Below are 13,098 nucleotides of genomic sequence, written 5' to 3'. Positions count from 1 at the left end.
GCTTTCAGTGAAAGGTTTGAATGCAAGTTGTCGTGCCAAAAATCAAAAATATCGGAGCACCACTCATGTCCCAGACGTTTTACAAGAAAGGTTTTCTGGCCCTCGCCGTTGCAGCGGCGCTGGGTGTTTCTACGTTTGTTCAAGCTGATGTGAAGATCGGCGTCGCGGGGCCTATGACGGGCGCCAACGCCGCTTTCGGTGAGCAGTACATGAAGGGTGCCCAGGCGGCAGCCGATGTGATCAACAAGGCCGGCGGCATCAACGGCGAAAAAATCGTGCTGGTGGCCGGTGACGATGCTTGCGAACCCAAACAAGCCGTGGCCGTGGCCAACCGTCTGGCTGACCAGGACAAAGTGATCGGCGTGGTCGGGCACTTCTGTTCTTCCAACACCATCCCGGCCTCCGAGGTGTATGACGAAGCCGGCATCATCGCCATCACCCCAGGCTCCACCAACCCACAAGTGACCGAACGCGGCCTGGGCGCCATGTTCCGCATGTGCGGGCGTGACGACCAGCAAGGCATCGTCGCCGGTGACTACATCGTTGACGTGCTCAAGGGCAAGAAAGTCGCCGTCATCAACGACAAGGACACCTACGGCAAAGGCCTGGCTGACGCCACCGCTGCCCAGTTGACCAAGCGCGGCGTCAAGCCGGTGCTGGAAGAAGGCCTGACCCGTGGCGAGAAAGACTTCAGCGCCCTGGTCACCAAGATCCGCTCCACCGGTGCTGACGTCGTGTACTTCGGCGGCCTGCACCCGGAAGCCGGTCCACTGGTTCGCCAGATCCGTGAAGCCGGTTTGAAAGACGTGAAGTTCATGTCCGATGACGGCGTAGTAACCGACGAACTGGTTGCCACCGCTGGCGGTGCGCAGTACGTAGATGGCGTGTACATGACCTTCGGCGCCGACCCGCGCCTGCTGCCAGACAGCAAGGCCGTGGTGGAAGAGTTCCGCAAAAACGGCACCGAGCCGGAAGGCTACACCCTGTACGCCTACGCGTCGGTCCAGGCCCTGGCCGCCGGCTTCAACGGCGCCAAGTCCAACAAAGGCGAAGACGCCGCCAAGTGGCTCAAGGCTCACCCGGTAAAAACCGTCATGGGCGAAAAAGCCTGGGATTCGAAGGGTGACCTGAAGATCTCCGACTACGTGGTTTACCAGTGGGATAAAGACGGCAAATACCATCAGCTGGAAAAACAGAAGTAAGCATTAACGCGACCACGCAGGCACCACAGAGCCACTGTGGGAGCCGGGCTTGCCCGCGATGACGGACTGACAGTCGACACCTGTGTTGAATGTGAAACCGCTATCGCAGGCAAGCCAGCTCCCACAGGGGATCGAGGTTGCCAACTGCATCGTGTCCAGCAACGACTCTGTTTTTTCCTCCAGAAGTGCCGCACACCCACCGGTGTGCAGGTGCTCACCGCGTGAGATTGCGTTATGGATGGTATTTTCCTGCAGCAACTGGTCAACGGCCTGACCCTCGGGTCGGTCTATGGCCTGATCGCCATCGGCTACACAATGGTCTATGGCATCATTGGCATGATCAACTTCGCCCACGGCGAGGTTTATATGATTTCCGCTTACCTCGCGGCGATCAGTCTGGCACTGCTGGCTTACTTCGGCATCGAATCCTTCCCGCTGCTCATTCTCGGCACCTTGATCTTCACCGTCGTCGTCACTGGCGTATACGGCTGGGTCATCGAGCGTGTCGCCTACAAACCACTGCGCAACTCCACCCGACTGGCACCGCTGATCAGCGCCATCGGTATCTCGCTGATCCTGCAGAACTACGCGCAGATCGCCCAGGGCGCCAAGCAACAAGGCATTCCCACCCTGCTGGCCGGGGCCTGGCGTGTCGATATCGGCACAGGCTTCGTTCAGTTGACGTACACCAAGGTGTTCATCCTCGTGGCGGCGTTTGCCGGCATGGCGTTGCTCACTTACATCATCAAATACACCAAGCTCGGCCGCATGTGCCGCGCCACCCAGCAAGACCGCAAGATGGCGTCGATCCTCGGCATCAACACCGACCGGGTGATCTCCTATGTGTTCGTCATCGGCGCCGCCATGGCGGCATTGGCTGGCGTGTTGATCACCCTCAACTACGGCACCTTCGACTTCTATGCCGGCTTTATCATCGGCATCAAGGCGTTTACCGCAGCGGTACTCGGCGGCATCGGCTCCCTGCCTGGGGCGATGTTGGGCGGGATCATCCTCGGTATCTCCGAGTCGTTGTTCTCGGGGTTGATCAACTCTGATTACAAAGACGTGTTCAGTTTCTCCCTGCTGGTGGTGATTCTGATTTTCCGTCCCCAGGGCCTGCTTGGTCGCCCACTTGTGGCGAAGGTGTAAACATGTCTGCTGCCAAACCCATCGATATCAAGAAAAGTGTGGTCGATACAGTCCTCGCCGGGCTGATTTCACTGGTCGTGTTCGGTCCGATCGTCGGCGTGGTCCTCGACGGCTACAGCTTCAACCTGGAACCGGCCCGCGTGGCCCTGTTGGTGGCCATCGTGATGGTAGGCCGCTTTGCCATGAGCTTGTTCCTGCAAACCCCCAAGGGCCTGAAGATCCTGCAGGGCTTCGAGAGCACCGGCTCTGGCGTGCATGTGCTGGCGCCGGACTACAAGTCGCGGTTGCGCTGGATCATCCCGGCACTGATCGTGATCGCCATCGTGTTCCCGATCTTCGCCAACAAGTACCTGCTCACCGTGGTGATCCTCGGGCTGATCTATGTGTTGCTCGGCCTGGGCCTCAACATCGTGGTCGGCCTGGCAGGCCTGCTCGACCTGGGTTACGTGGCGTTCTACGCCATCGGCGCCTACGGCCTGGCACTGGGTTATCAATACCTGGGCCTGGGTTTCTGGACGGTGCTGCCGCTGGCGGCCATCGCCGCAGCGTTGGCGGGGTGCATACTCGGGTTCCCGGTGCTACGAATGCACGGTGACTATCTGGCAATCGTGACCCTGGGCTTTGGTGAAATCATCCGTCTGGTGCTCAACAACTGGCTGTCGTTTACCGGCGGCCCCAACGGCATGCCGGTGCCCTCGCCGACCTTCCTCGGCCTGGAGTTCGGCAAGCGCGCGAAGGATGGCGGGGTTCCCTTCCATGAGTTCTTCGGCATCGACTACAACCCCAACATCAAATTCCTGTTCATCTACATCGTGCTGTTCCTGGTGGTGCTGGCCGTGCTGTACATCAAGCATCGCCTGACCCGCATGCCGGTCGGCCGCGCCTGGGAAGCCTTGCGCGAAGATGAAATCGCCTGCCGCTCCATGGGCCTGAACCACGTGTTGGTCAAGCTTTCGGCGTTCACCATCGGTGCATCGACGGCGGGTTTGGCCGGGGTGTTCTTTGCCAGCTACCAGGGCTTCGTCAACCCATCGTCGTTCACCTTTTTCGAGTCGGCGCTGATCCTGGCCATCGTGGTCCTGGGCGGCATGGGCTCGACGGTGGGCGTGGTGATCGCGGCCTTCGTATTGACCGTCGCCCCGGAGCTGCTGCGCAGTTTCTCCGAATACCGCGTGCTGCTGTTTGGCGTGTTGATGGTAGTGATGATGATCTGGCGACCGCGCGGCCTGATCCGGATCAGCCGCACCGGTGTGACGCCACGTAAGGGGGTAGCGCCATGAGCAAGGAAGTCGTGCTCTCCGTGGAACACCTGATGATGCACTTCGGTGGCATCAAGGCCTTGAGCGACGTGAGCCTCAAGGTCGAACGCAACTCTATCTTCGCCTTGATCGGCCCCAACGGCGCCGGCAAGACCACGGTGTTCAACTGCCTCACCGGCTTCTACAAAGCCAGCGGCGGCAAGATCCAACTCAACCTTCGCGGCAAGCAGACCGACGTGATCCAGTTGCTCGGCGAGCGCTTCCAGCCCACCGACTTCGTGTCGCCCAAAAGCTTTCTCAGCCGGGTGTACTACAAGATGTTCGGCGGCACCCACCTGGTGAACCGCGCCGGCCTGGCGCGGACGTTCCAGAACATTCGCCTGTTCAAGGAAATGTCGGTGGTGGAAAACCTGCTGGTGGCCCAGCACATGTGGGTCAACCGCAACATGCTCGCGGGCATCCTCAATACCAAGGGCTACCGCAAGGCCGAAAGCGACGCGTTGGACCACGCGTTCTACTGGCTCGAAGTGGTGGACCTGGTGGACTGCGCCAACCGCTTGGCCGGTGAACTCTCCTACGGCCAGCAGCGCCGCCTGGAGATCGCCCGCGCCATGTGCACGCGGCCGCAGATCATCTGTCTGGACGAACCCGCTGCGGGCCTCAACCCCCAGGAAACCGAAGCCCTCAGCGCGATGATTCGCCTGCTGCGCGATGAACACGACCTCACGGTGGTGCTGATCGAGCACGACATGGGCATGGTAATGAGTATTTCCGACCACATCGTGGTGCTGGACCACGGCAACGTGATCGCCGAGGGTGGCCCGGATGCGATCCGCAACGACCCGAAAGTGATTGCCGCCTATCTGGGCGCTGACGAAGAGGAGTTGGTATGAGTGCACCTATCCTCGAAATGAAGGACCTGGACGTGTATTACGGCCCGATCCAGGCCCTGAAAAAAGTCTCGCTGCACATCAATGAAGGCGAAACTGTCAGCCTGATTGGCTCCAACGGCGCGGGCAAATCCACGCTGCTGATGTCGATCTTCGGCCAGCCGCGTGCCGAGTCGGGGCAGATTCTCTACAACGGTGTCGACATTACCCACAAGTCGTCGCACTACATCGCGTCCAACGGCATCGCGCAGTCGCCGGAAGGGCGGCGGGTGTTCCCCGACATGACCGTCGAGGAAAACCTGTTGATGGGCACCATCCCTATTGGCGACAAGTTTGCCCAGGAAGACATGCAGCGCATGTTCGAGCTGTTCCCACGGCTCAAGGAGCGGCGTAACCAGCGCGCCATGACCATGTCTGGCGGCGAGCAGCAAATGCTCGCCATTGCCCGCGCGCTGATGAGCCGGCCCAAGCTGTTGCTGCTGGATGAACCGAGCCTGGGCCTGGCGCCGATTGTGGTGAAGCAGATCTTCTCGACGTTGCGCGAGCTGGCCTCCACCGGGATGACCATCTTCCTGGTGGAACAGAACGCCAACCATGCGCTGCGCTTGTCGGACCGCGCGTATGTGATGGTCAACGGCGAGATTCGCCTGACCGGCACCGGCAAGGAATTGCTGGTGAACGAGGAAGTGCGCAACGCCTACCTCGGCGGTCACTGATCTAGACAACGACGCGTAAACCTTGTGGGAGGGGGCTTGCCCCCGATGGCGGTGTATCAGTCAGAACACCTGATACTGACTCACCGCCATCGGGGGCAAGCCCCCTCCCACATTTGTTTTTTGTGTTGTCTATAGGCACCTCGCCAAATTGTGGAAAACAAATTCGGCTACCTCCCAAAGCGCGACATATAGCCGCCGCAAATCGCTGTTTTGTCACAGTTTTGACTTGTCCCCATCCGCTGTGGAACCGGCTGTGGGTAACGTGGGTGTAGCTGGCTGTACGCCAATAAATACGTGGCTTGTAGCGCAATGGTCGTTTTTTGAACAGGCGGTTTTTAGCGACCGCCCCAGCACCTTGTCAACCTGTTTAAAGACACAGGTATATGACCGAAAAATGTCCATCCAGCCTGTGGATAAGTCTGTGACTAAACTCTGGAAAGACGGCCGCAGAGGCCGGAATGACTGGCCTGGAGCCATCGTTCCGATTTCCCGTTCTTCCTGGGGCCTACATACGCTCCCGCCAAGGTCAAGCAAAAAACTTTCTAAAACCGGCTGAAACCCTTGTGTATAGAGGCCTGAGGCATTTTGCACTTGCCCCCAAAGACTGTGGGCGCAGCTGTGGATAACCTGCGCGCATATAGCTGCAAGCCACGGTTTATATGGCGTTGCTCATCATGGTTAAAAAATGATCAGGCGTGCGTGAAGTTGTGTGCATAGCGGTTGCCGCCATCGCGGCGTACGGGCATTCTGCTGGCTGATTTTTTCCCCGATGCCCGCAAGGAGAACACCATGTCCGACACGCTGTTTATTACTGGCGCAACCTCAGGTTTCGGCGAAGCCTGCGCCCGTCGTTTTGCCGAAGCCGGCTGGAAACTGGTGCTCACCGGTCGTCGTGCCGACCGCCTGAATGCGCTGGTCGAAGAGCTTTCCAAGCAGACTGAAGTGCATGGCCTGGTCGTGGATGTGCGGGATCGCAAAGGCATGGAAGATGCCATCGCCAATCTGCCTCCGTCGTTCGCCAAGCTGCGCGGGCTGATCAACAACGCCGGCTTGGCCGTGGGCACCGACCCTGCGCCCAAATGCAACCTCGACGATTGGGAAACCATGGTCGACACCAACATCAAGGGCCTGCTGACCACCACCAACTTGCTGCTGCCACGCCTGATCGCTCACGGTCGTGGTGCGGGCATCATCAACCTGGGTTCCATCGCGGGTAACTACCCTTATCCGGGCAGCCACGTGTATGGCGGTTCCAAGGCATTCGTAAAGCAGTTTTCGCTGAACCTGCGTTGCGACCTGCAAGGCACAGGCGTGCGCGTGACCAACATCGAACCGGGCCTGTGCGAGAGCGAGTTCTCGTTGGTGCGCTTTGGCGGTGACCAGGCGCGGTATGACGCGACTTATGCGGGTGCCGAGCCGATCCAGCCGCAGGATATTGCCGACACGATCTTCTGGGTCATGAATACGCCGGCGCATGTGAATATCAATCGGTTGGAGCTGATGCCGGTGAGCCAGACTTGGGCTGGGTTTGCTATCGAGCGTGGCGCCAAGGGCTGACGCTCCGTCCTGCTGGTTTTTGTGGTGAGCGAGCTTGCCTCGCGCGGGGCAAGCCCGCTCACCACAGGATCAGGTTTTTACCGGTAATCATGCGTCAAATCGGCCAAAACACGACATAAGGTACACTCCACCCGATAAAACCCCTCCGCACCGTGCGGATTTGAGGTTTTGACGGGAGGAAATGTGAGTAACCGAGGTGAGCAGGCACTGCTCAAACAATCGACCATCCTGATGTTCGCCGTAGCGATCGCCGGGATTGTCACGGGTGTGATTTCTGGCGCCCAATCCATTCTGTTCGACGGCTTTTTCTCGCTGATCGCCACCGCCATCAAGGTGTTGATGCTGATCACGGCAAAGCTGATCGCCAAGAAAAGCAACGAGCGTTTCCAGTTCGGCTATTGGCACTTGGAGCCGATGGTGCTGCTGATCGAAGGCAGTTTCCTCTTGCTGATCGCCATCTATGCGTTCCTCAACGGCGTGTTCGGCATTATCAATGGCGGCCGCGAGATCGAGTTGGGGTTGGTGATCATCTACGCGGCGGTGTTTACCGTCGTCGAGTTCGCCTACTTCTTCTACGTGCGTTATCGCAATCGCCGGCTGAAATCATCGCTGATCCAGTTCGACAACATCAGTTGGCTGGTGGACGCGATGTTGTCGGTGGGCTTGCTGATCAGCTTCCTGGCGGCGCTGTTGCTCAAGTCCCAGGGCTACGGCGAGTGGGCGGTGTATGTCGACCCATTGATCCTGATCCTGCTGGCCCTGAGCATGCTGGCACCGGCGTTCAAGATCCTGCGCCCAGCGTTGCGCGAGGTGCTGGGAATCGCGCCGGACCAGTTGGACGACAAAGTGCGCGAAGTGATGGAAGCGGCGCAGGCCAAACATGGTTTCGACGACTACGTGTCGTACGTGCAAAAGCACGGGCGGGCGCGGTTTATCGAGATTCATGTGGTGTTGCCGGCGGATTACCCGGTGGATAACGTCGCGACGCTGGACCGTCTGCGCGAAGAGATATCCACAGGGCTCGGTGCGCCGGATGCGGCGCGTTGGCTGACGATCAGCTTTACCGGAGATCGCAAGTGGATTGCGTGAGGTCAGTGAGACCGAGTTGACGCCTTCGCGAGCAAGCCCGCTCCCACATTTCGACCGTGTTTCAAGGATGTACTCGGTCAAACTGTGGGAGCGGGCTTGCTCGCGAAGAGGCCCTGGCATTCACCCAAGATGCTGGATCAGACCCTGGTAGCAAGTCGCCAAATGATAAGGGGTAGTCGAAGGCATATCCCACCGACTCACCACACCTTGGGCATCCAGGCATTCATTCCAGCCTTTTGCATGCAGAAAATGTTGTTGCAGCGCCAGCAATTGGCGGTGCAGCACCGCTTCGCTGTTGGGTCGCAAGGTCAGTGCCCGCAGGTATTCGGCCTGTGCCCAGATGCGTTGGGTGCCGTCGCGCACCGTACCGTCCAGCGCCAGCATGCCGCTGACTGCACCGCTGAGGTTATCCACACCCTTGAGTTCTGCGTAGGCGAAAGCCCGGGTCAGCGACGCATGCAGCGGCGTACCGCGCAGCACATCCGAAGACTCCAGCAAAAAGAACCATTCGAACTGGTGCCCCGGCTCGAACCAGTTATCCACAGCGTCCAGCGGTTTTTCCATCATCACGCCGTGCTGGCGGTCGATGAAACGCTGCTGCATGGCCGTCGCCAGCGCCAGCAAGGCGGCTTGCACGCTGGCGTCTTCACGCACCGCGAGGGTGGCAAGGAAACCTTCGGCCAGGTGCATCAGCGGGTTTTGCAGCGGGCCTGACTTGAGCGATGACCAGTTGCGTTCCAGCACGGCTTCGTACAGGCCGTCGCCTGTGGAAAATCGCTCGGCGACCACTTCCAGGGCGGCATTGAGGACCGACTCCACCAATGGCTCGCGCACCTTGGCCCAGTAATGGGCGCAGGCAAAGATGATGAAGGCGTGGGTGTAGAGGTCTTTGCGCTTGTCCAGCGGCTGGCCGGATGGGTCGATGCTGTAGAACCAGCCGCCGTGTTCGGCGTCGTGGAAGTGCCGTTGCAGTGACCGGAACAGTGCCGCTGCGCGCTCTTGCGCGAAGGCTGCGTCGGGCTCGCCGATCAGGCTGGCAAACAGGTACAACTGCCGGGCGCAGGCCATGGCGCGGTAGCGTTGCGGGGGCAGCGGGTGATGGTCGGCGTCCAGCGCTTCATAGGGCAATGCCAGGTCGGCATTCCAGCCCGGGCCTTGCCAGAGCGGCACGATCAGGCTGTGGAAGTGCGTAAGCACGGTGTTCAAGGAGGGTTGGGAAGCGCTGGGCATTGGCTGGCGTCGTCACGGCAGGGGTGTAGGCGCGCATGGTATCAGGCTTGGGTTCTGTGGTGTCTGTGCTACTGCTATCGCCGGCAAGCCGGCTCCTACACAGGATGACCTCGCGATCATAGGTAGGAGCCGGCTTGCCGGCGATGAGGCCCTTACAAACGCCGCGAATATCAGCCCGCGAGCAACCAGACCCCAGTCGCCGCCGACGCCGCGCCCGCAATCCGCACCAACGGCGCCGCCGCAGCCGGCAGGAAGCGCACCACCGCGTAACCGGCCGCGTGCAGCACGGCAGTCGCACCGACAAACCCCGCGGCATACGCCCACGGGCTGGACATGTCCGGCAGCTCCAGACCATGCGCCACACCATGGAACAGCGCGAACAATGCCGTGGCCCCCACCGCCATGAACAACGGCGGACGCACCGCCAGCGCCACCGCCAGGCCCAGGGCCAACACCGACGCGGCAATCCCGCTTTCCAGCGCCGGCAACGCCAGGCCTTCAAAACCCAACACGCCGCCAATCAACATGGTGCCGACAAAGGTGCACGGCAGGGCCCAACGTGCGGCGCCTTTTTGTTGGGCGGCCCACAAACCGACGGCGACCATGGCCAGCAAGTGGTCGATGCCGCCCAGGGGATGGCTGATGCCGGCCACCAGGCCGTTGTCGCCATGGCCCGGGTGAGCGAAAGCCAGGGCTGGGGCCAGCAGCAGGGCGGCGGCGGTAAAGAGTTTCTTGAGGCTCATGGACAGGTTCCTTATGGGTTGATCAGGCGGCGGTCAGCAGGCCTTGGCGTTCGATGAAGGCGACGATTTCATCCAGGCCGACACCGGTTTTCTGGTTGCTGAACACAAAGGGTTTGCCGTTGCGCATGCGGGTGGTGTCGCTGTTCATCAGCTCCAGCGACGCGCCGACCAAAGGTGCCAGGTCGATCTTGTTGATCACCAGCAGGTCGGACTTGCAGATGCCAGGCCCGCCCTTGCGCGGCAGCTTGTCGCCGGCGGACACGTCGATCACGTAGATAGTCAGGTCCGACAACTCCGGGCTGAAGGTGGCCGAGAGGTTGTCGCCCCCGGACTCCACCAGAATCAGGTCCAGGCCGGGGAAGCGGCGGTTGAGCTGGTCAACGGCTTCAAGGTTGATCGAGGCGTCTTCGCGGATCGCGGTGTGCGGGCAGCCGCCGGTTTCCACGCCGATGATGCGTTCCGGCGCGAGGGCCTGGTTGCGCACCAGGAAGTCGGCGTCTTCGCGGGTGTAGATGTCGTTGGTGACCACCGCGAGGTTGTAGCGATCACGCAGCGCGAGGCACAGGGCCAGGGTCAGGGCCGTCTTGCCGGAGCCTACCGGGCCGCCGATGCCGACACGCAAAGGTTGTGTGTTCATATGTGCTTTTCTCCTAGGAACGGAATAGGCGGCTGTATTGGCGCTCGTGGGCCATGCAGGCCAGGGACAGACCAAAAGCGGCGCTGCCGAAATGGTGGGGTTCGATGCGGCTGGCGTCCTGCTGGGCTTGTTGCAGCAACGGCAGCAGTTCACTGGTCAGGCGTTGGGCGGCTTGTTGGCCCAGGGGCAGGGTTTTCATCAGCACGGCCAATTGGTTTTCCAGCCAGCTCCACAGCCAGGCGGCGAGGGCGTCGGCGGGGCTGATGTTCCATGCGCGTGCGGCGAGGGCCCAGCCCAGGGCGAGATGGGGCTCACTGCACTGCTCAAGAAATTCGCGGGCGCCGCCGTCCAGTTCCGGCAAACCATTGAGCAACTGTTGCAGCGAGTAGCCCATCTGTCGGCTCTCTTGATACAGCTCGCGGGTCTCACGGCTAGCGCGATGTTCTTCGCACAGCTGGGCCAGGCGCGGCCAATCGGCCTCACAGGCTGCTTGGCAATGGGCGAGTAACACCGGCGCTTCGAAGCGCGCCAGGTTGAGCAGCAACTGATCGCTGATCCAGCGTCGCGCACTGGCTGCGTCGTTGACGCGACCGTTCTCCACCGCCATTTCCAAGCCCTGGGAATAGCTGTAGCCACCAATCGGCAACTGCGGACTGGCCAGACGCAACAGCGCCCAGGCTGGGTTCACAGGCGCACGCCGAACTGGTGCAGCTTGGGCGGGTAGTTGAAATCTTCATCGCCATGGCGCGAGTGATGATGCCCGCCGCCGTAGGCGCCATGTTCCGGCTGGAACGGCGCTTCGATGGTCTGTGTCTGCGCGCCCAGCTGTTCGAGCATGGCCTTGAGCACATAGTCATCGAGCAGGCGCAGCCAGCCATCGCCCACCTGCAACGCCACGTGCCGATTACCTAGGTGATACGCCGCGCGCGTCAGTTCAAATGCGCTGCTGCAGGTGACATGCAGCAGTTGTTCAGGCCGGGCACACACGCGTACGACTCGTCCGTCTTCCGCCTGTAGGAATTCGCCGTCGTGCAGCGGTGGCTGACCGCGCTCCAGGAAAAGGCCGACATCTTCACCGTCGGCACTGAAACAGCGCAGGCGGCTTTTGCTGCGTGCTTCGAAATTCAGTAGCAACTCGGCGGCCCAGAGGGCTTGGGGGGCGATTCGGCGGTGGATCACCAGCATCAGGAAGCTTCCAGCTATGAGCGATGCAAGTGCTAGAGCAAGGGGCTTGCCAACCCGGCTGCAGAGTAGGAATTCCCTGTCAGCAGGGACGGTAACGCCACTAAATAGGGCGTAGGAAGATTTTTGGTGTGAGCAAAAATGGTGCGCTGGCTGGGCTGATGCACTCGCTATGGGCGTTTTCGGATTTTTCCTACGTAGTTCGAGGATTCGCCGTTCAAGTAGTTACCTGCTGTGTCTTTAGTCTGTGCGCCGTGTTCAACCCACTGCGACGTTTATCATGTTTAGATCATTGTGTTGTTTAGTCATTGTCAGCCTGTCTTTTGCCATTTCATCAGCGTCAGCCTCTCTGCAGCCGCGTCCCACGTTCAGCGCTTCAGTCCAAGAAGCCGCCATTGACGATGTGGTTGACCGTGCCCATGAACTGCTCGGCACGCCGTACAAGTGGGGTGGCTCTTCGGTGCAGCAAGGCTTCGATTGCAGCAGCTTCCTGGTTTACCTGTTCAAGACCGAAGCCAATATCCAGATACCACGCACCACGGCCGCCATGCACCGCTCCACGGCTCCGACCATCAAGCGCAACGCACTCAAGCCCGGCGATGCGGTGTTTTTCAAGGCAAACGGGCGCGGCCAAGTCAGCCATGTGGGGCTTTATATAGGCCAAGGCAAATTCATTCATTCGCCACGTACGGGCAAGAACATCCGCATCGATTCATTAAGCAACAGCTACTGGAACAAGCACTACACCACGGCTAAACGTTTTCACACGGCAGGCTGATGGCTTTATTCGGTGCTGCCCAGCCCTTGCCAGTGCTTCAGGCCGATAAAGATAAAGCGCAATTGCTGGGTGATTTTCGCCTGCGGCGTGAGGTGATCAGGCAGGGCCTGGGCCGGCGGATCGATGATGTCGGGGAGGGTGGCGAACACACTTTTGACGATCAGGTCGGCCATCACATGCAGGCCTTCGGCATCCAGGTGCTGCAGTTTTGGCATGAACGTCAGGTCGGCCGCCAGGTCACGGGTGATGTCTTCACGCAATGCACCGATCGCCTGGCGCACCGCCAGGCAGCCGCCGTATTGCTCGCGGGCCAGGAACAGGAATTGCGAACGGTTGGCCGAGACCACATCGAGAAAGATCCGCACGGAGGCATCGATAATGCCGCCCATCACGAATTCGTTATGGCGCACCAGGCGGATGGTGGCGCGGAAGGTCTGGCCGACTTCACTCACCAACACCAGCCCCAACTGGTCCATGTCGGCAAAATGCCGATAGAAACCGGTGGGCACGATACCGGCGGTCTTCGCCACTTCACGCAGGCTCAGGCTGCCAAACCCACGGCCACACTCCATCAAATGGCGGGCTGCGTCCATCAGGGCGAGGCGGGTCTGTTGCTTCTGTTCGGCGCGGGGCAGCATTGGCGGGCGGGCTTTGTTGGCAAGTACA

The 13,098-nt window shown here is 60.4% G+C and carries 14 protein-coding genes; 8 read left to right on the top strand and 6 right to left on the bottom strand.

Annotated features, from left to right (window positions below):
• Nucleotides 1–65: 65 nt before the first annotated feature.
• The 7 genes from ACP7C6_RS19920 (at nt 66) to ACP7C6_RS19890 (ending at nt 7,862) form a co-directional block, all read left to right on the top strand.
• Nucleotides 66–1,202 carry a branched-chain amino acid ABC transporter substrate-binding protein gene (locus ACP7C6_RS19920; protein ID WP_010213577.1) on the top strand — a complete coding sequence of 379 codons (1,137 nt, stop codon included), beginning with the start codon at nt 66–68 and terminating at the stop codon, nt 1,200–1,202.
• 234 nt (nt 1,203–1,436) lie between these two features.
• On the top strand, nt 1,437–2,351 hold the full coding sequence (locus ACP7C6_RS19915; protein ID WP_003188099.1) for an ABC transporter permease subunit: 915 nt from the start codon (nt 1,437–1,439) through the stop codon (nt 2,349–2,351).
• A gap of 2 nt (nt 2,352–2,353) precedes the next feature.
• Nucleotides 2,354–3,631: a high-affinity branched-chain amino acid ABC transporter permease LivM gene (gene livM, locus ACP7C6_RS19910; RefSeq protein WP_016976932.1), complete on the top strand. Its 1,278-nt coding sequence runs from the start codon at nt 2,354–2,356 to the stop codon at nt 3,629–3,631.
• Complete coding sequence (locus ACP7C6_RS19905) at nt 3,628–4,503, top strand: ABC transporter ATP-binding protein (protein ID WP_028615532.1); 876 nt, start codon at nt 3,628–3,630, stop codon at nt 4,501–4,503. Before livM ends, ACP7C6_RS19905 begins: the two co-directional genes overlap by 4 nt.
• On the top strand, nt 4,500–5,216 hold the full coding sequence (locus tag ACP7C6_RS19900; RefSeq protein WP_010213569.1) for an ABC transporter ATP-binding protein: 717 nt from the start codon (nt 4,500–4,502) through the stop codon (nt 5,214–5,216). The genes ACP7C6_RS19905 and ACP7C6_RS19900 overlap by 4 nt, the downstream gene beginning before the upstream one ends.
• Nucleotides 5,217–6,005: 789 nt before the next feature.
• Nucleotides 6,006–6,773 (top strand): SDR family oxidoreductase, encoded by a 768-nt coding sequence (locus ACP7C6_RS19895; RefSeq protein ID WP_028615533.1) that lies wholly within the window; start codon nt 6,006–6,008, stop codon nt 6,771–6,773.
• Nucleotides 6,774–6,956: 183 nt separating this feature from the next.
• Entirely contained in the window at nt 6,957–7,862 is a 906-nt protein-coding gene (locus ACP7C6_RS19890) for a cation diffusion facilitator family transporter (protein WP_305383457.1), read from the top strand.
• 120 nt (nt 7,863–7,982) lie between these two features.
• On the opposite strand, the gene ACP7C6_RS19885 is transcribed toward ACP7C6_RS19890, so the two are convergent.
• The 5 genes from ACP7C6_RS19885 to ureE form a co-directional block, all read right to left on the bottom strand.
• The gene (locus ACP7C6_RS19885) at nt 7,983–9,092 is read right to left on the bottom strand and encodes an AGE family epimerase/isomerase (RefSeq protein WP_323988855.1); all 1,110 of its coding nucleotides are present in this window, start codon (nt 9,090–9,092) and stop codon (nt 7,983–7,985) included.
• A 170-nt stretch (nt 9,093–9,262) separates the two neighbouring features.
• Nucleotides 9,263–9,835, bottom strand: coding sequence for a HupE/UreJ family protein (locus ACP7C6_RS19880; RefSeq protein ID WP_028615536.1), 573 nt, complete (start codon nt 9,833–9,835; stop codon nt 9,263–9,265).
• A 22-nt stretch (nt 9,836–9,857) separates the two neighbouring features.
• Nucleotides 9,858–10,472 carry an urease accessory protein UreG gene (ureG, locus tag ACP7C6_RS19875; RefSeq protein WP_028615537.1) on the bottom strand — a complete coding sequence of 205 codons (615 nt, stop codon included), beginning with the start codon at nt 10,470–10,472 and terminating at the stop codon, nt 9,858–9,860.
• Nucleotides 10,473–10,485: 13 nt separating this feature from the next.
• Nucleotides 10,486–11,160, bottom strand: a complete 675-nt coding sequence (locus ACP7C6_RS19870; protein WP_028615538.1) for an urease accessory protein UreF — start codon at nt 11,158–11,160, stop codon at nt 10,486–10,488.
• The gene (gene ureE, locus ACP7C6_RS19865; RefSeq protein ID WP_016976942.1) at nt 11,157–11,657 is read right to left on the bottom strand and encodes an urease accessory protein UreE; all 501 of its coding nucleotides are present in this window, start codon (nt 11,655–11,657) and stop codon (nt 11,157–11,159) included. Before ureE ends, ACP7C6_RS19870 begins: the two co-directional genes overlap by 4 nt.
• A gap of 277 nt (nt 11,658–11,934) precedes the next feature.
• Between ureE and ACP7C6_RS19860 the strand changes: the two genes are divergently transcribed.
• A complete protein-coding gene (locus tag ACP7C6_RS19860) occupies nt 11,935–12,432 on the top strand; it encodes a C40 family peptidase (protein WP_028615539.1) in 498 nt (165 codons plus the stop codon).
• A 5-nt stretch (nt 12,433–12,437) separates the two neighbouring features.
• On the opposite strand, the gene ACP7C6_RS19855 is transcribed toward ACP7C6_RS19860, so the two are convergent.
• Nucleotides 12,438–13,070: a TetR family transcriptional regulator gene (locus ACP7C6_RS19855; RefSeq protein WP_025857330.1), complete on the bottom strand. Its 633-nt coding sequence runs from the start codon at nt 13,068–13,070 to the stop codon at nt 12,438–12,440.
• Nucleotides 13,071–13,098: the final 28 nt, after the last annotated feature.

The sequence above is a fragment of the Pseudomonas sp. TWR1-1-4 genome (genome assembly GCF_049897165.1).
Taxonomy (GTDB): Bacteria; Pseudomonadota; Gammaproteobacteria; order Pseudomonadales; family Pseudomonadaceae; genus Aquipseudomonas; species Aquipseudomonas canadensis.
This window is presented reverse-complemented; position numbering and strand designations above follow the sequence as displayed.